This window comes from Kitasatospora sp. NPDC056076 (assembly GCF_042266305.1).
In the GTDB taxonomy this organism is placed as follows: Bacteria; Actinomycetota; Actinomycetes; order Streptomycetales; family Streptomycetaceae; genus Kitasatospora.
This window is the reverse complement of the sequence record NZ_JBHJWG010000050.1, coordinates 24,440-40,953: the sequence shown is the minus strand read 5'-3', so window position 1 is coordinate 40,953 and position 16,514 is coordinate 24,440. Positions and strand designations below refer to the sequence as shown.

The 16,514-nt window shown below is 74.3% G+C and carries 12 protein-coding genes; 8 read left to right on the top strand and 4 right to left on the bottom strand.

Features of this window, described 5'->3' with window-relative positions; all coding sequences use genetic code 11:
• Positions 1 to 98 precede the first annotated feature (98 nt).
• Positions 99 to 2,234: a UvrD-helicase domain-containing protein gene (locus ACFC1T_RS31770; RefSeq protein ID WP_375894344.1), complete on the bottom strand. Its 2,136-nt coding sequence runs from the start codon at positions 2,232 to 2,234 to the stop codon at positions 99 to 101.
• Between the two features lie 225 nt (positions 2,235 to 2,459).
• Here ACFC1T_RS31770 and ACFC1T_RS31765 point away from each other — a divergent pair, with 225 nt between their 5' ends.
• Positions 2,460 to 3,902: a glyceraldehyde-3-phosphate dehydrogenase gene (locus ACFC1T_RS31765; protein WP_375894285.1), complete on the top strand. Its 1,443-nt coding sequence runs from the start codon at positions 2,460 to 2,462 to the stop codon at positions 3,900 to 3,902.
• Positions 3,903 to 3,980: 78 nt separating this feature from the next.
• Here ACFC1T_RS31765 and ACFC1T_RS31760 read toward each other — a convergent pair whose 3' ends face one another.
• Together ACFC1T_RS31760 and ACFC1T_RS31755 are read right to left on the bottom strand one after the other, a co-directional pair.
• Positions 3,981 to 4,526 carry a hypothetical protein gene (locus ACFC1T_RS31760; RefSeq protein ID WP_375894283.1) on the bottom strand — a complete coding sequence of 182 codons (546 nt, stop codon included), beginning with the start codon at positions 4,524 to 4,526 and terminating at the stop codon, positions 3,981 to 3,983.
• 411 nt (positions 4,527 to 4,937) lie between these two features.
• Complete coding sequence (locus ACFC1T_RS31755; RefSeq protein WP_375894280.1) at positions 4,938 to 5,252, bottom strand: hypothetical protein; 315 nt, start codon at positions 5,250 to 5,252, stop codon at positions 4,938 to 4,940.
• Between the two features lie 222 nt (positions 5,253 to 5,474).
• On the opposite strand from ACFC1T_RS31755, the gene ACFC1T_RS31750 reads away from it, so the two are divergent.
• The 3 genes from ACFC1T_RS31750 to ACFC1T_RS31740 are packed head-to-tail and all read left to right on the top strand — an operon-like array spanning position 5,475 to position 11,392.
• The gene (locus tag ACFC1T_RS31750; protein WP_375894278.1) at positions 5,475 to 6,533 is read left to right on the top strand and encodes a hypothetical protein; all 1,059 of its coding nucleotides are present in this window, start codon (positions 5,475 to 5,477) and stop codon (positions 6,531 to 6,533) included.
• Between the two features lie 54 nt (positions 6,534 to 6,587).
• On the top strand, positions 6,588 to 8,459 hold the full coding sequence (locus ACFC1T_RS31745) for an HSP90 family protein (protein WP_375894275.1): 1,872 nt from the start codon (positions 6,588 to 6,590) through the stop codon (positions 8,457 to 8,459).
• Positions 8,459 to 11,392: a hypothetical protein gene (locus ACFC1T_RS31740; protein WP_375894272.1), complete on the top strand. Its 2,934-nt coding sequence runs from the start codon at positions 8,459 to 8,461 to the stop codon at positions 11,390 to 11,392. Before ACFC1T_RS31745 ends, ACFC1T_RS31740 begins: the two co-directional genes overlap by 1 nt.
• Before the next feature lie 82 nt (positions 11,393 to 11,474).
• On the opposite strand, the gene ACFC1T_RS31735 is transcribed toward ACFC1T_RS31740, so the two are convergent.
• Complete coding sequence (locus ACFC1T_RS31735) at positions 11,475 to 12,785, bottom strand: carbohydrate-binding protein (RefSeq protein WP_375894269.1); 1,311 nt, start codon at positions 12,783 to 12,785, stop codon at positions 11,475 to 11,477.
• Positions 12,786 to 13,159: 374 nt separating this feature from the next.
• Between ACFC1T_RS31735 and ACFC1T_RS31730 the strand changes: the two genes are divergently transcribed.
• The 4 genes from ACFC1T_RS31730 (at position 13,160) to ACFC1T_RS31715 (ending at position 16,500) form a co-directional block, all read left to right on the top strand.
• Positions 13,160 to 13,360: a hypothetical protein gene (locus ACFC1T_RS31730; RefSeq protein WP_375894266.1), complete on the top strand. Its 201-nt coding sequence runs from the start codon at positions 13,160 to 13,162 to the stop codon at positions 13,358 to 13,360.
• 93 nt (positions 13,361 to 13,453) lie between these two features.
• Positions 13,454 to 13,981, top strand: a complete 528-nt coding sequence (locus ACFC1T_RS31725; protein WP_375894263.1) for a MauE/DoxX family redox-associated membrane protein — start codon at positions 13,454 to 13,456, stop codon at positions 13,979 to 13,981.
• A gap of 63 nt (positions 13,982 to 14,044) precedes the next feature.
• Positions 14,045 to 14,602 carry a TlpA family protein disulfide reductase gene (locus ACFC1T_RS31720; protein WP_375894260.1) on the top strand — a complete coding sequence of 186 codons (558 nt, stop codon included), beginning with the start codon at positions 14,045 to 14,047 and terminating at the stop codon, positions 14,600 to 14,602.
• A complete protein-coding gene (locus ACFC1T_RS31715) occupies positions 14,599 to 16,500 on the top strand; it encodes an ABC transporter ATP-binding protein (protein ID WP_375894258.1) in 1,902 nt (633 codons plus the stop codon). The genes ACFC1T_RS31720 and ACFC1T_RS31715 overlap by 4 nt, the downstream gene beginning before the upstream one ends.
• Positions 16,501 to 16,514 lie beyond the last annotated feature (14 nt).

Here is a 16,514-nt window from a genome sequence, read left to right as displayed (position 1 = left end):
CCGAAGCCCGGGCAAATCCTCGGCGGACGCGGGCCGGGACGCGCGACGGGACGCAGGCCGGGACGCGCGACGGGGCACCGGCCCGGCCCGGCCGGGGGTCAGCGGGTGAGCAGTTCGGCCGGGACGACCGGTTCGAGGAAGCGGCTGGCGGCGCCGTGCCAGGAGACGGCGAGGGCCTCGCGGGCGCGGGTGCAGGCCACGAACAGCAGGTTCAGCTCACCGTTGAGGTCCTCCCGGTGCTGCTGCGGGTCGGTGTCCTCCGGGGTGAGCGCGTTGCCGTTGGGCACCATGGCGTCGCCGACGCCCACCACGGCGACGCAACGGAACTCCAGCCCCTTCATCCGGTGCATGGTGCCGATCCGCACGCCGGGGGCCGGCGCGCTGCCGAGCAGGTGGGCCGGGGTGCCGGCCTGCTCCAGCGCCCGGGCCGTGTCGCGGCCGAGTTGGGCGGTGCGGGTGGCGACGCCGATGTCCTCCGGGCCGACCCCCGAGGCGGTCCACGCCTCGATCCGGGCGACCAGGGCCCGGAGCTCCTCGTCCTGGTCGGCGTGGCCGCGCGCCTCGGGCTGGGCGCCGTGCAGGGTCGAGTGGTAGCCGGCCAGCGACTCCTCGCCGCCGTCCAGGTCGTCCGGGCGTTCGCCGGTGAGCAGCGAGGCGGCCCAGCTCAGGATCTCTTGCGTGGTGCGGTAGTTGACGCGCAGTCGGGAGGAGCGGCCGACCACCTGGATGCCGAGCGAGCGCAGCGAGACCTTGTTGCCGTAGATCCGCTGGTGGGGGTCGCCGGCGAGGAACAGGTCGTCCGGTCCGGGGGCGGCGAGTGCGCGCAGGAAGCGCCACTGCGCGGGGTGGAGGTCCTGCGCCTCGTCGACCACCACGTGCCGGAACGGGCGTTCGTCCCGTTCGTCGAGGGACCGGGCGGCGTGCGCGCAGACCTGGAGGAAGGTCCGCTCCCCGCTCTGCCGCAGCTCCTCCTCGAACGCGGCCACCGTGCGCCACAGTTGGGCGCGTTGCAGCGGGCCGAGCGCGGTGCCCCGGCCGGTCCGCGGCGCCTTGAGGTACTGCTCGGGGCTCTCGATCGCCTGGGCCAGGACGACCTGCCGCCACTCCTGGTCCAGGAAGACGTCGGTGAAGTCGACCCCGAGCCGCTGCCCGACCCGGCGCCAACGGGCCAGCACCGCCCGCTGGTTGAACAGGATCTTCAACGGGGCGCCGCCGAGCGAGCGGCGCAGCACCTCGTTCGCCAGGGCGTCGACGGTGACCACCCGGACCTTGGCCCGGATCCGCCCGTCGGTGATCAACAGGCCCAGGCAGCGCTCCAGTTCGGCGGCGAGGTCCTTGGTGTAGGTGGTGAGCAGCACCGACCCGTCGGGGGCGTCGGCGGGCAGCCGGCGGGCCAGGTGGTAGGCCCGGTGCAGGGCGACCACGGTCTTGCCGGTCCCGGGGCCGCCGGTGACCCGGGCCGGGCCCTGGTACGAACCCCGGTAGGCGATCCGGTACTGGGCCGGGTGCAGGAAGATCCGCCAGGCGTCGAAGGGGCGCTCCAGGATCTCCTGGAGCTCCTCGGGCCCGGACACCAGGGCGACCCGGCCGCGGGCGTGGGCCATCGCCGAGACCAGTTCGTCCCCGGGGCGCCCGGTGCCCGCCGGGTCCGCCGCCCGCGCGTACGCCTGGACGATCTCGCGGTCGATCTCGGCCGGTTCCATCCCGCTGGCCAGGCCGATCAGCACGTCGAACTGCTGCTCCGGCAGGACCCGGTGGAGCGCCTCCAGGTGCGCCTCGTCGGGCAGCAGGCGGATGATCGGCAGGATCTCCTCCTCGATGCCCAGGCTGCGCAGGACCTTGTCGGAGCGGTCGGCGAAGAGCCGCTGGGGCTCGTCCGAGGCCCGGGCCCGCAGCGAGGCGGAGGCGCGCTCCAGGGCGACGTCGTTGCGGATCTCGACGCCCTGGGTGGCGGCGTTCACCGAGGCGCGGTGCTTGAGCGCCCAGTCGTTGGCCTTGTCGTGGGGGAGCACCTTGAGCAGCAGGTAGCCGTCGCCCCGGTCGGCCTTGAGGACGACCCCGCGCCAGAAGTCGGTGATCCGGATGGTCCGGATCCGCGGGTCCCGCTGGTGGGTGAGCTTCTCCAGGTGGGTGCCGGCGTGGGTGGCCCCGGTGAACTTCTCGAAGGTCTCGAAGACCCGCCGCTGCACCGACCGCTCCAGTGCCGCGAACTCCATCAGGAAGTCCCGGTGCATCCCCAACGTCGCCACCCGGGCCCCCTCACGCCTCTGTCCGGATCTTCGGTGTGCCCACTCTACTGGGGGACTTGGAGGTGGCGGTGGTCACCTCCGGGGGCGGGGAGGCGGGGGAAAGCGCAGGTCGCAGGGGTGGGGCGGAGGGGCGGGGGAGGGACCGGCCGTCGGGCCGGAAGCGGGCGAAGCTACCATGTGCGCAACACCCTCAGCTCGAAAGATGGACTTGTGACTGTCAACGACGACGTGTTCACGGACTGGAAGAACCGCGAGGAGATCGCGGAGTCGATGATCCCGATCATCGGGCGACTGCACCGGGAGAAGGACGTCACCGTCCTGCTCCACAGCCGTTCCCTGGTGAACAAGTCGGTGGTCAGCATCCTCAAGACGCACCGCTTCGCCCGGCAGATAGCCGGCGAGGAGCTCTCGGTCACCGAGACGATGCCGTTCCTGGACGCCCTGACCACCCTGGACCTCGGCCCCTCGCAGATCGACCTGGCGATGCTCGCCTCGGCCTACCGGGCGGACGACCGGGGCCTGTCGGTGGCGGAGTTCACCGCCCAGGCCGTCGCCGGTGCCACCGGTGCCAACAAGCTGGAGCGCCGGTCCGCGCAGGACGTCGTGCTGTACGGGTTCGGCCGCATCGGCCGGCTGGTCGCGCGGCTGCTGATCGAGAAGGCCTCGGGCAACGGCCTGCGGCTCAAGGCCATCGTCGTGCGCAACGGCGGCGGCGACGACCTGGTCAAGCGCGCCTCGCTGCTGCGCCGGGACTCGATCCACGGACAGTTCCAGGGCACGATCACCGTCGACGAGGCGAACAACAAGATCGTCGTCAACGGCAACGAGATCACGGTGATCTACTCCAACGACCCGAGCGAGGTCGACTACACGGAGTACGGGATCAAGGACGCGATCCTGATCGACAACACCGGCCGGTGGCGTGACCGCGAGGGCCTGTCCAAGCACCTGCGCCCCGGCATCGCCAAGGTCGTGCTGACCGCCCCGGGCAAGGGCGACGTCCCGAACATCGTGCACGGCGTCAACCACGACATGATCAAGCCGGACGAGCAGATCATCTCCTGCGCCTCCTGCACCACCAACGCGATCGTCCCGCCGCTCAAGGCGATGGAGGACGAGTACGGCGTCGTGCGCGGCCACGTCGAGACCGTCCACTCGTTCACCAACGACCAGAACCTGCTGGACAACTACCACAAGGCCGACCGTCGCGGCCGCTCGGCGCCGCTGAACATGGTGATCACCGAGACCGGTGCCGCCTCGGCCGTCGCCAAGGCGCTGCCGGACCTCAAGGCGAAGATCACCGGCAGCTCGATCCGGGTGCCCGTTCCGGACGTGTCCATCGCGATCCTGAACCTCCAGCTCAAGCGGGAGACCACCCGCGAGGAGGTGCTGGACCACCTGCGCGGGATCTCGCTGACCTCGCCGCTCAAGCGGCAGATCGACTTCACCGACTCGCCCGACGCGGTGTCCAGCGACTTCATCGGGTCGAGGCACGCCTCGATCGTGGACGCCGGTGCGACCAAGGTCGACGGCGACAACGCGATCCTCTACCTGTGGTACGACAACGAGTTCGGCTACTCGTGCCAGGTGGTCCGGGTCGTGCAGTACATCTCGGGCGTCGAGTACCCGACGTTCCCGGTGTCGGCGGGCTGATCCACCGGTTGACCGGTTTCGACGGGGCGGTGACCTTCTGGTCGCCGCCCCGTCGGCGTCGGGGTGGGGGAGGGGCCGTCAGGCCTTGGCCAGCCCCGCGTCCGGGACCTTGCCCGACTGCGCCTGCTCGATCCGGTTGACCAGCATCACGGCGAACCGCCGGGCGGCGGGCAGGTCCACCGGCCCGCCCTCGGTGGTCACGCTCGCCACCACGGTGCCCGAGCGCACCACGATGCTCACGCCGTCACCGTCCGCCAGCGGCCCCACGAAGGCCTGGCTCTCGCTGCCCACCGCCGGAGCCTCGACCTTCTTGAACGGCCCGACCGGGTAGGAGGCGTACGTCTCCTTCGCCCGGCTCTTCGCGGCGTCCCGGCTGGGCAGGGTCTCCACCAGGAAGCGGGTCACCAGGTCCCCCGAGGAGAACCGGACCGACCCGCTGAGCGGCTTGCCGCTGCACGGGGCCGAGGCCGTGCAGGTCACGGCGTGGTCGGCGGTGTCGACCTTGCGCTTCTCCTCCTGCCACCCGGCCATCGCCTTGGCGTCCGGCAGCACCTGCCCGACCACCTTGTCGTCCAGCAGCGGCGCCTCCAGGTCCGCGCTGGGCGCCGCCGCCGGCGCCGTCACCCCGCCGCCCGCCCCGGCCGCGGGCGCCGAGGCCCCGGCGGACCCACCCGGCGAGGGGGCCCCGGCCGCCGTCGGTGCCGACGCCGTACCGCCCGGGGCCGACGCCGTGCCACTCGGGACGGCAGCGCCCGCAGCCGTCGAACCGGGCGTCCCCGCAGCCCCCTTGGCCGCCTCCGACCCTCCGGACGAACACCCCGCCAGCACCCCGGCCAACACTCCGGCCGCCACCACGACGGTGACCCGCCGACCACCCATCCCCATGCGCCCACTCCCTTACGGCTGTCCGTGAACCCTCAAGATAGCGACCCCCCTGCACACGAACGGCCCCGGCCCGGGTCTCACGAGCCACCCCCGGCCCCACGACAACGCGGCGAGGTGCGTGCCCCGGCGTCGCGCGCCCGGCGGGAATCGTCAGACACGCCCCAGGGCGAGCAGGGTGTCCAGGGCGCAGTGGGGCACCAGCCAGCCGGCCAGCGGGCCGGTCGGGCCGGTCGCGGCGGCGCAGGCGGCGGTGAGGGCGGCCTCGGCGGCGAGCAGGCCGTCGGCGAGGACGAAGGCGACGCCGTCCACCGCGTCCGGTCCGACCAGGATCCGGGTGTGCTCGATCCGGGCCCCGGCGGGCAGGCCGCGGGTCAGCCCGTCCCGGACGGCCTCGGGGGAGGGCGGGTGCGGGGCCGGGCGGTCGGGGCGGTCCGGGGCGCGGAGGTGGAAGCGAATGGCGTGCACGTGACCCAGCCTGACGGATCGTCGGCGCCGACGGCACCCAGCCCGCTGTCAGAAAACTGTCAGGCAGCAAGATGTCACCCGTTCCCGGGCTCCGGCGCCCCCGGCTCCGGGCGGCGCTGGGCTGGGCAAACGGATGTCGGTCGGCCGTGATATGTACTCACCTGGGGCGGTCACTGTGCGGCCGTGCGATTGATGCCGATGATGTTCGAGGGGGCCACACACATGCCGCTGTTCCGACGCCGCTCGGGCGGGGAGGGCGAGCCCGGCGCGCAGGACCGCGCCGGTGGGCGCGGGTTCGGGTTCGGGCTGGGCCGGCGGGCCGCCTCGGCGGCGTCCGGGCCGGCCGCCGGCCCGGGGTCGGCGCCGCGGCTCGACCCGGCGTTCGGCGACGAGTCCGTGCGGCTGCTGCTCGGGCAGGCCGCCGCCGGGGACTGGACGGCGCTGCGCCCCGCGCTGGCCGCCGCGACCGGCGCCGAGCTGACCTTCCTGGTCGGCGCGGTCTCCGACGTCGCCGGGGTCGAGCAGTGGACGGCCCGCGCGGTGGCGGACGCCCCCGGCGACGCGCTGCCGCTGCTGCTCTCCGGCGCCCGGCACGTCACCTGGGCCTGGGAGGCGCGCAGCGGCGCCCGGGCCAAGCACGTCGGCGAGGAGCAGTGGAAGCTGTTCCACCAGCGGCTGGACGTCGCCGAGGAGCAGCTGCTGGAGGTCGCCGAGCGGGAGCCCGGCTGGCTCGCCCCCTGGTTCTTCCTGCAGATCAGCGCGCGCGGCGCCTCGCTCGGCGAGGAGGTCGCCACCGCCCGCTTCGAGGCGGCGGTGCGCCGGGCGCCGGGGCACCCGGGCTCGCACCGCCAGCGCCTGCAGCAGCTGTCCGCCAAGTGGGGCGGCTCGCACGACGCCATGCACGGGTTCGCCCGCTCCTCGATGCTGGCCGCCCCCGAGGGCAGCCCGCTGGGCGAGCTGGTGGCGCTCGCCCACCTGGAGCGCTGGCTGGACCTGCCGGACGGCGAGGACCACGCCTACCTGTCCGGCCCCGCCGTGGTGGCCGAGTTGCAGGAGGCCGCGTTCCGCTCCGTCCTCCACCCGGACTTCGTCCCGGACCGCGGCTGGCAGTCGAGCTTCAACACCTTCGCGATGGCCTTCTCGCTCGCCGACCAGCGCAAGACGGCGCGGCTGCTGTTCGACGCGCTGGACGGCACGGTCACCGAGTCGCCCTGGCACTACCTGGCCGGCGACCCGGTCAAGGCCTTCCGCGCCCACCGGGACCGCTGCGCCGCGTACTGACCCGCGCCCCCCGTACGTCACCCCTTCCGCATTCCGCGACCGAAAGAGCCTCCGGTGTCCCCAACCGACAACCCGACGAGTGCGCACACCTTCCAGGTGGACCTGCGCGGCCTGGTGGACCTGCTCTCCCACCACCTCTACTCCAGCCCGCGGGTCTACCTGCGCGAGCTGCTGCAGAACGCGGTGGACGCGATCTCCGCCCGCCGCGCCGTCGACCCCGGGGCGCCGGCCGCCATCACCGTCCGGGCCGACGACGAGCTGTCCGTCACCGACACCGGCATCGGCCTGACCGAGCAGGACGTCCACACCTTCCTCGCCACCATCGGCCGCAGCTCCAAGCGCGACGCCGACGGCGGGCTGGACGGCGACGGCCTGGCCCGGGCCCGCGGCGACTTCATCGGCCAGTTCGGCATCGGCCTGCTGGCCTGCTTCGTGGTCGCCGACGAGATCACCGTGGTCACCCGGCACGCGGGCAGCCCGGACGCGCCGGTGATCGAGTGGCGCGGCCTGTCCGACGGCAGCTACACCATCCGCACCCTGCCCGCCTCGGCCAAGCCCGAGCCGGGCACCACCGTCACCCTCGCCCCGCGCGCCGACGCCGCCGAGTGGACCCGCCCCGCCCGGGTGCTCACCCTGGCCCGGGACTTCGGCAGCCTGCTGCGCCACGACGTCACCGTGATCGACGCCAACGGCACCGAGCACGCGGTCAACCGCACCCCGCCGTGGGCCGAGCGGCACGGCTCCCCGCTGGCCCGGCGCGACGCGCTCGCCGAGTACTGCCGGAGCACCTTCGACTTCGTCCCGCTCGACACCATCGAGCTGGACCTCCCGCTGGTCGGCCTGCGCGGCGTCGCGTACGTGCTGCCCGACGCCGCCCCGCCCTCGCGCCGCCACGGCCACCGGGTGCACCTCAAGGGCATGCTGCTCTCCGACCAGGCCGACGAACTGCTGCCGGACTGGGCGTTCTTCGTCCGCTGCGTGGTGGACACCGACGGGCTGCGCCCGACCGCCTCGCGCGAGGGCCTGTACGCCGACGAGACGCTGGCCGCCGTCCGCGACGCGCTCGGCGCCCGGATCCGCGACTGGCTCACCGGCCTGTCCGCGAGCGACCCGGCGCTGCTGCACCGCTTCCTCTCCGTGCACCACCTGGCCGTCAAGGAACTCGCCCGCTACGACGACGAGTTGCTGCGGATGATGCTGCCCTGGCTGCCGTTCGAGACCACCGACGGCAACGTCACCCTGGACGAGTTCGCCCGCAGCCACCCGGTGGTGCTGGTGACCCGTACGGTCGAGGAGTTCCGCCAGGTCGCCCCGGTCGCCGGCGCGGCCGGGCTCGGCGTGGTCAACGGCGGCTACACCTACGACCGGGACCTGGTCCACCGGCTGCCCGAGATACGCCCCGGCGTCTCCGTCTCCGACCTCGACCCGGGCACCGTCACCGCGCACCTGGACACCGTCGACCCGGCCGCCGAACTGGCCGCCGCCACCTTCCTGGCGATCGCCCGCGAGGTGGTCGGCCGGTTCGACTGCGACGTCGCCCTGCGCAGCTTCCACCCGACCAACGCACCCGCCCTGCTGCTCGACAACCGGGAGGCCCGGCACGAGCGCACCCGCGCCCAACTCGCCGACGAGGCCGACGGGTTGTGGGCGGACATCCTGGGCTCGCTGCGCGCCGAGGCGCCCCGCGCCCAGCTGGTGCTGAACCACCTCAACCCGCTGGTGCGCCGCGCCGCCGGCGTCACCGACCACGACCTGGCCGTCACCGCCGTGGAGGCGCTGTACGGGCAGGCCGTGCTGATGACCCGCCGCCCGCTCAAGGCCAGCGAGTCCGCGCTGCTGAACCGTTCGTTCATCAGCCTGCTCGACCACGCGATGCTCGGCCACGAGGCGGCTGGCCCGGACCACGACGGCCCGAAGGGGGCGTGATGCTGGACACCCCCGGCGCGGTGATGGCCGCGCTGCGCGAGAACGACGCCCGCCCGTACGGCCGCACCCGCACCGTCACGGCCGAGGAACTCGTCGACGCCGCCGAGCAGTTCGAGGACACCGAGGTCCGCTCGATGGCCCTGCTCGAACTCATGGAGGCCTACGAGTACGACGGCGAGAGCAACAAGAGCCCGGTCGTCTTCGCCCGCATCCTCAAGCTGTGGGACCAGGACCCGGACGGCTTCGGCGACTGGGCCGCGCAGCAGGTGTTCTGGCGCTTCAAGTGGGTGGCCGGCTCGCTGCGGGACAATCCGGACGTCCCGCTGCCCGCCGTCGAGCGCTGGCTCACCGAACTGCGCGACCGCTACCGGGCGGCCGGCCACGGCCTCCAGCCGTACTACGCCCAGCGCTACCACCTGGCCCGGCACACCGGCGTGGGGGTCCAGGACGCCTACGAGCTGTGGACGGCCCGCCCGCGCACCGAGCTGAGCAACTGCCACGCTTGCGAGACCCGCGCCCGCGCCCGGCACTTCCTCGACCTCGGCGAGGACGCCCGCGCCCTGGAGACCCTCGTCCCGGTGCTGAGCGGCCGCAGCAGCTGCGCCGAGGAGCCCTGCCTCAGCCAGTCCGTCGCGCTGCTGCCGCTGCTGCGCCTGGGCCGCCTCGACGAGGCCCGCTCCACCCACCTCGCCGGCTACCGCGCGGCCCGCGGCAAGGCCTCCATGCTGGCGGCGGTGGCCCGGCACATCGAGTTCTGCGCGCTGTCCGGCAACGAGCCGCGCGGGCTGGAGCTGCTCGCCGAGAACCGCGACCTGTTCGCGGTCACCGGTGAGCCCGGCGCCCGGCTGGACTTCCTGACCGGCGTCGAGGTGCTGATCGCCGCCCTGGCCGCGGCCGGCCACGGCGAGCTCGCGGTCAGCGGCCCGGCCGGCCGCGGCTGGACGGTCGACACCCTGCTCGCCCACCTGCGCACCGAGGCCGACGCCCTGGCCGCCCGCTTCGACGCCCGCAACGGCACCGACACGGTCGGCGCCGCCCGGCGGGCCCGGCTGGCCGTCCGGCCGCTGCTGGCCGAGCCGCTGGCACTGGGCGTACGGGCGGTCGCCGCACCGGAGTTGGCGGGCGCGGCCCCGGCCGTGGCCCCCGCGCCGCGGCGCACCGTCGAGGCCGTACCGGAGGACTTCGCCGCCCTGGTGCTGCGCGCCCGCGAGCTGGAGCTGCTCGGCCACCCGGACGGCGACCGGCTGTGGAAGCGGGTCTCCGAGCGGGCCGCCGCCGCGGACTTCACCCACCCGGAGCACGCCGAACTCGGCGGCCCGGAGCGGCTGCGCGCCGAACTCGCCGAGCAGCGGGCCCACGAGGCGCTGCAACGGGACGACCACGCCGAGGGCGCGGCCGGCCTGCTGGCGGCCGCCGAACTGTTCGAGCGGGCCGGGCTGCCCGGCCCGGCCCTGATGGTCCGCACCCGGACGCTGATCGTCGAACTCGGCGAGGTCGAGGGCGCGGTGGCCGACTGGCCGGCGCTGGACGCCGCGTCGGCCCGGGCCGAGGAGCTGCACGCCATGGGCGACATGACGGACGACGACCGCCTGATCGTCCTGCAGTCGCTCGCCTACGCCGCCCACCACGACCTGGTCGAGGCGCTGCCCGAGCCGTCCGCCGGGACGACCGCGCGCTTCGAGGCGGCCGTCGGCGGCTACCGGCGCGCGGCCGTCGAGCTGGGCTCGGCCCGCCGGGCCGCGACCTCCCGGCAGTACCTCGCCGACGCCGCCGCCCGGCAGGGCCGGTCGGCCGAGGCGGCGGCCGAACTGCGCGAGGTGCTGGCCCAGTTGGAGGCGGCCGAACTGCCCTGGCACACCCCGCGGGTGCTCGGCCTGCTCGGCCAGGTGCTGCTCCAGGGCGGCGAGCCCGGCGAGGCGGTCGAGGTGTTCCACCGGGCGCTGGCCGAGGCCGTGCGCTGGGGCGACGACGCCTACCCGTACGCGCCGACGTACATGCTGCTCGGCCACGCGGCCATGCAGGTCGAGGACTTCGGCGGGGCGGTCCGGGCGCTGTCCGAGGCCGCCGCGCGCTTCGACCGGCTGGGGGACGGGGTGGTCGAGGACGCCGCCCGGGTACGGCTGCAGCTCGCCGACGTGCTGCGCGGCACCGGCCGGGACGCCGACGCGGTGGCCGTGCTGGAGTCCGTCCTGGACGCCTCGGCCTCGACCGCCGGCCTGGACGCCCGGATGGTCGCCCAGGCCCGGCTGGACCTCGCCCGGGGCCTGGTCGAGCTGGAGGAGTACCGGGACGCCGCCGAGGAGTACCTGCGGCTGGCCGAGCTGGTCGCCGACTGGGAGGACCAGGAGACCCACACCATGGTCGCCTGCGAGGCGGCCCTGACGCTGGCCCGGGCGGGCAGCTGGGACGCCGCCGAGGCCGCCCTCGGGCGGGCCCGGGAGGCGCACGAGGAGGCTCCGCAGGTCGACCAACTGGCCTCGACCCTGAGGGAGTTGGCCCAGCTCACGGTGTGCGAGCGGGGCGGCCCGGAGTGGCTGGACGCCGCGCTCGCCCTGCTGGCCGAGGCCGACGCGCTGGGCGAGGCCGCCGAGCGGCGCGGGCAGCAGTACACCGCCTGGTACCTGCGCGGCGGTTCGCACTACGCCCGGGCGCGCTGCCTGGCCGTCGCCGACCGCTTCGAGGAGGCGCTCGCCGAGGCCGAGCGGGCCGTCGAGGTCTACGGCGAGCAGGGTGAACCGGCCGGGGCGCCGCAGCCGGAGTCGCTGCGGGCCGAGTCGGTCCGGCTGGCCGCGCTGATCGAGGGCGGCGACCTCGACCGCCCGAAGGCCGCGGTGCAGCGGCTGACCGCGGCGATCGCCCGCGCCGAGGCGGCCGGCCTGACCGAGGCGCCGCGGGTGCTCGCCGAGCTGCGGGGGCGGATCGCGGGCGACTGAGCCGGGGCGTCACCGGTACCAGAAGTACCGGAAGAGGGGCGGGCGTCCAGGACGCCCGCCCCTCACCGCTGTTCCGGCGGGGTCAGCAGGGGCCGTCGTCGCCCCAGACGCCCCACTGGCCGCTGGCGCTCGGCACCTCGTTCAGCGTCCACCACTTGGCGTGGTAGGCGTGGCCGTTGTACGAGACCTTGGCGCCCGCGGTGTACGTGGTGCTCGCGCTCCACGCCGGGGCGGTGCAGGTGCCCGGGTTGCCGGTGGGGCTGCCGGTCGGCGTGCCCGGGCCGGTGGGCGGGGTGGTCGGGGGCGTGGTCGGCGGGGTGGTGGGCGGGGTCGCCCCGGCGAACTTCACGGTGTACTTGGTGAAGTCCCAGTCGCTCTGCGCCACGCTGGAGCAGGAGCCGGACAGGCCCGGGTCCACCGGCCCGGTGCACTGGCGGTCCCGGTTCACCGACCAGAAGGTGTAGCGGGCCAGGCCGTGCGCGGTGGCGAAGTCCAGCACGCTCTGGAAGTCGGCCTGGCGGAAGTACTCGGCGGCGTCGGTGCGGCCGTTCATCATCGACACGCCCTCGTGGGCGTACGCGGTGGCCTCGCTCCAGCCGAAGGTGGTCTGCAGGATCTGGTTGAACTTCACCAGCGCGTCGGTCTGCGCCGCGGCGCCGTTGAAGCCGCCGTCGAACGGCATGATCGAGTAGTTGTTCGGCGTGAAGCCCTGCGACTTGGCCTCGTTGAGCATCTGGGTGCCGAACCAGCCGGTGCCGGCGTTGGTCCCGGCCGTGGTGATCGAGACGTACAGGCCGGGGTTGTTCTGCTGGAGGATCCGGGCCGCGCCGATCTCGTTGTGGATGGCGGCGGTGTTCTCGTACTCCGGCTCCTCCAGGTCGAAGTCGATCGCCTTGAGGCCGTACTTGGTGATGACCTGCTGGTACCCGGCCGCGGTCGCCTCCGGGGTGCCGCAGACCTGGCCGAGCTTGGTGCCGCCGTACCCGCCGACCGACACCGAGACGTCCCCGCCCTTGCCGCGGACGGTCTGGATGACGGCGGGCATGGCGGTGTCGGAGTCGATCGAGGAGGTGCCGCCCCAGGCGGGCGAACAGCTGTTGCCCTGGGCGAGGACGAAGGCCAGCTGGAAGGCCTTCTGGCCGGTGGCGTCCATCACGGCGGCGGCGTCCGGCGGGCTGTTGTCCTCGGGCATCAGGTACGGCGCCGAGGCGTACCAGTTGCTGCCCAGGCCGGCGGCGGTGGTGCCGGTGGTGGAGGCGGAGGCCGGGCCGGTGCCGGCCAGGGCGGCGAAGCCGCCGGCGACCAGGCCGAGCACGCCGGCCACGGCGAGGGCGGCCCGGGATCTGCGGGTGGTCGGTGCGGTGCGTGGCTGTGGGGGAAGTACGCGGTGCATCGGGGGGCCTTTCCGGGAGGCATGCGTGGGGGAGGGCCCGTGCGCGCCGGAGGTGGGGGTGGCGCGGGCAGGCCGAACTGTCCCGGGGCGTGGGGTGGTTGCCCAGAGCTCCCACTGGTATAGACCTTTCCCGGAGGGTCGGTCAAGGGTCCGGTCGAGGGCCCGGTCGGGCGGGGGGCGGGCGCGGGTGTGGCGGAGGCGCGACGGCGGCGGAGCGGGGCCGCGGAAAGGGAATCGGCTCGTCCGGATCAAAGCTCGATGATCCTCGAATTTGGTCTAGACAGGTTCTCGAACGGTCGGTTAGCTTTCGGACCACGAGATCTCGTGGGTAACCGCACAGCCTCTCCAGTCCACCTTCCCGAGCGGAGGAAAAAATGGTTCAGGCGATTCTCAACCTGGTCGACCGGGCGGTTTCCGGCGGACGCAAGGCGCAGGCCGCCGACGCGTATTGCCAGTGCCCGGCCGGCACCACCACCAACTGCGTCGGCGAGACGCTCTACGTCCGGGAGTGCTGCTCCTGGAACTGTGCCGTCGCCCCCAGCTGCATCACCTACGCGATCGTGGGCGGCTGCTGACCCGACCGGCTCGGCCGACTGATCCGGCCGGCTGACACACGGCCGCCGGTGTCCCCGCCCTGCGTCGGCGGGGGCACCGGCGGAGGGGGAGTCATGACCGCATACCTCTTGCTCGGCTGCCGCGCCGTCATCGCGGTGGTGTTCGCCCGATCCGCCTGGGCCAAGCTCCGCGCCCGCCGCGACTTCCGGTCCGCGCTGCGCGCGATGGCCGTCCTGCCACCCCGGCTGACCGGCGCCGCGGCGATCGGCGTACCGCTCGCCGAGGCCCTCCTCGCCCTGCTGGTCTGGGTGCCCGCACCCGTCACCAGCTGGGCCTTCGCCGCGACCGGCGGACTGATCGCGCTCTTCGCCGCCGTGCTGGTCCGGCTGCTGCGGCAGGGCGCCGACGTCTCCTGCCCCTGCTTCGGGGCCTCCGGCGTACCCGTCACCCGGGCGCACGTGGCGCGCAACCTGGTGCTGCTCGCCGTCGCCGCGGCGGGCCTCGTCGCGGGCGCCGCACCCGACCCCGGCAGCGGTCCGGGCACGGCCGGGGCGGCGGTGGTGCTGCTGGCCGCCGGCTTCCTGAGCGCCCTGATCATCGCCACGGACACCCTGATCGAGCTCTTCTCCACGGCCCGCTGAGCCGCCGCACCGAGTCACCACCTCCCCGCATCCCCGCAATCCGGAACGAGGCGCGAAACCGTCATGTCCACGCTTTTCATCGTCCTCATCGGCGGCATTTCCCTGGTCAATCTGATGCTGACCCTGGCGCTCGCCCGGAAAATCAACAACAACGGTTCGTCGACCTCCTTCGGAAATGTCCGGGTCGGTGTTTCCATGCCCGAGAACCGACTTCCCGACGGCACCCCGGTACCGGAATTCCGGGCGGTTTCGGAAACGGACGGAGAAGTCACCCGGGCGGACCTCGCCGGGGCGCCGGCGGTGGTCGGCTTCTTCTCCGGCAGCTGCGGACCCTGTCTGGAGCAGGCCCCCGACTTCGTCAAGGCGGTCACCGGTTTCCCCGGCGGCCGCGGGCAGGTCCTGGCCGTGGTCAAGGGCAGCGGCCCGGTGGTCGCCGAACTGCGCACCCTGCTGGAGCCGGTGGCCCGGGTGGTGGTGGAGCCCGCCGGAGCCCAGCCCGGCTCCACCGCCGAGGCGTTCGGAATCGTCCGCTGGCCCAGCTACGTCGACGTCTCCGCCGACGGCCGGATCACCAACCACCTCGCCCCGGGCGAGCTCGTCCTCCCGACCGCCGCGCGATGAGCACCCCCTGGTCCGCCGACCCCGGGGCCGAGCCGCCCGGGGCCGGCCGGGCCCTGCGCTCGGCCCTGGCCGCCTGCGCACTGGCCTGGCGCTCCGGCCGGGCGGCCCTGCTGCTCTCCCTGCTCTGCGGGGTGACGGCCGGTCTGCTGCCCGCCGTCGCCGCCCTGCTGGTGAGCCGGCTGTTCGACCAGCTCGGCGGCGCCGCCCCCGGCTCGCCGCCCGGCCCGACCCCCGGCCCGGCCGCCGGCTCACTGACCGGCACCTGCCTGCTGCTGATCGCGGCCGGTCTCGGCCTGGCGCTCGCCCCCGCACTCAGCGAGTACACCCGCGCCCGCTCCGGGCGGGCGATCCGGCTGCGGGTGCAGGAGGAGCTGTTCCAGGCCGTCAACCGGCTGCCCGGGCTGCGCCCCTTCGAGGACCCGCGGTTCCAGGACCGCCTGCGGCTCGCCCAGCAGGCCGGCGGCGCCGCCCCGGACATCCTGGTCGGCGCGGCCTTCGGCAGCCTCCAGGCGCTGATCACCGTGCTCGGCTTCCTCGGCACCGTCTTCGTCGTCGGCCCGCTGCTCGGCCTGCTCACCCTGCTGCTCACCCTGCCCCTGGTGCGCAGCCAGCTGGCGGCCGGGCGCCGCCGGGCCGCCGTCCTCGGCGAGACCATGGCCCGCAGCCGCCGCCAGTCCTTCTACGGCAGCCTGATCGCCGACGTCGACGCGGTGAAGGAGATCAGGCTCTTCGGCCTCCAGGACTTCCTGCGCGGGCGCGCCCGGCGCGAACTGCTGGCCGTCAACGGCGCGGAGGAGCGGACCGACCGGCAGAACCTCGCCCGCCGGCTGCCCGCCTCGCTGCTCGGCGTCGGCGTCTACGCGCTCGGCCTGCTGTGGGCGGTGCGCGCCGCCCGGCACGGCGAACTCTCCCTCGGCCAGGTCTCGATGTGCCTGGCCGCGGTGGCCGGCATCCAGACCGGCGTCGGCCAGCTCGCCGCCGGCGGCGCCTCCGCCTACCAGGCCGCCCTCACCTTCGACCACTACCGGGCGCTCGGCCAGGCCCCGCCCGACCTCACCCCGGCCGCCGACCCGCGCACGCCCGGCGCGCTCACCGGCACCGTCGAGTTCCAGGACGTCTGGTTCCGCTACCACCAGGACGCGCCGTGGATCCTGCGGGGCGTGAACCTGACCCTGCGGGCCGGCGCCGTCACCGCCCTGGTCGGCCTCAACGGCGCGGGCAAGAGCACCCTGGTCAAGCTGCTGTGCCGGCTCTACGACCCGGACCGCGGCCGGATCCTCTGGGACGGCGTCGACATCCGCGCCTTCCCGCCCGAGGAGTACCGGCAGCGGATCGGCGTCGTCTTCCAGGACTACTGCCGCTACGACCTGACGGCGGGCGAGAACATCGGCCTCGGCCGGCTCGCCCACCTCGACGACCCGGACCGGATCACCGCCGCCGCCCGCGCGGCCGGCATCCACGAGCGCGTGCAGCGCCTCGACGGCGGCTACGGCGCCCTGCTCAGCCGGATCTTCCTGCCGGAGGGGACGGACGCCGGCTGGGGCCGCTCCCTCTCCGGCGGGGAGTGGCAACGGCTCGCCGTGGCACGGGCGTTCATGCGACGCGACGCCGACCTGATGATCCTGGACGAACCCAGCGCCGGGCTCGACGCCGCCGCCGAACAGGAACTCCACGACAACCTGCGGGAGTTGCGCCGCGACACCGGCAGCCTGGTGATCTCGCACCGGCTGAGCACGGTGCGCGAGGCCGACCTGATCGTGGTGCTCGGCGCGGGGCGGGTGGTCGAGGAGGGGACGCACCGGGCGCTGATGGCGCGCGGCGGCCCGTACGCGGAACTGTTCACGCTGCAGGCGTCCGGCTACCAGGACGCCGCCGTAGCGGCCCCGTCGGCCGGCTGACCGGAGGAGGCGGA

Excerpts from the sequence above, each read along its gene's own strand:
- ACFC1T_RS31740 (WP_375894272.1), top strand. The coding sequence starts at position 8,459 with ATGCTGGACACCCCCGGCGCGGTGATGGCCGCGCTGCGCGAGAACGAC.
- ACFC1T_RS31720 (WP_375894260.1), top strand. The coding sequence starts at position 14,045 with ATGTCCACGCTTTTCATCGTCCTCATCGGCGGCATTTCCCTGGTCAAT.
- ACFC1T_RS31750 (WP_375894278.1), top strand. The coding sequence starts at position 5,475 with ATGCCGCTGTTCCGACGCCGCTCGGGCGGGGAGGGCGAGCCCGGCGCG.
- ACFC1T_RS31725 (WP_375894263.1), top strand. The coding sequence starts at position 13,454 with ATGACCGCATACCTCTTGCTCGGCTGCCGCGCCGTCATCGCGGTGGTG.
- ACFC1T_RS31735 (WP_375894269.1), bottom strand. The coding sequence starts at position 12,785 with ATGCACCGCGTACTTCCCCCACAGCCACGCACCGCACCGACCACCCGC.
- ACFC1T_RS31715 (WP_375894258.1), top strand. The coding sequence starts at position 14,599 with ATGAGCACCCCCTGGTCCGCCGACCCCGGGGCCGAGCCGCCCGGGGCC.
- ACFC1T_RS31730 (WP_375894266.1), top strand. The coding sequence starts at position 13,160 with ATGGTTCAGGCGATTCTCAACCTGGTCGACCGGGCGGTTTCCGGCGGA.
- ACFC1T_RS31770 (WP_375894344.1), bottom strand. The coding sequence starts at position 2,234 with ATGCACCGGGACTTCCTGATGGAGTTCGCGGCACTGGAGCGGTCGGTG.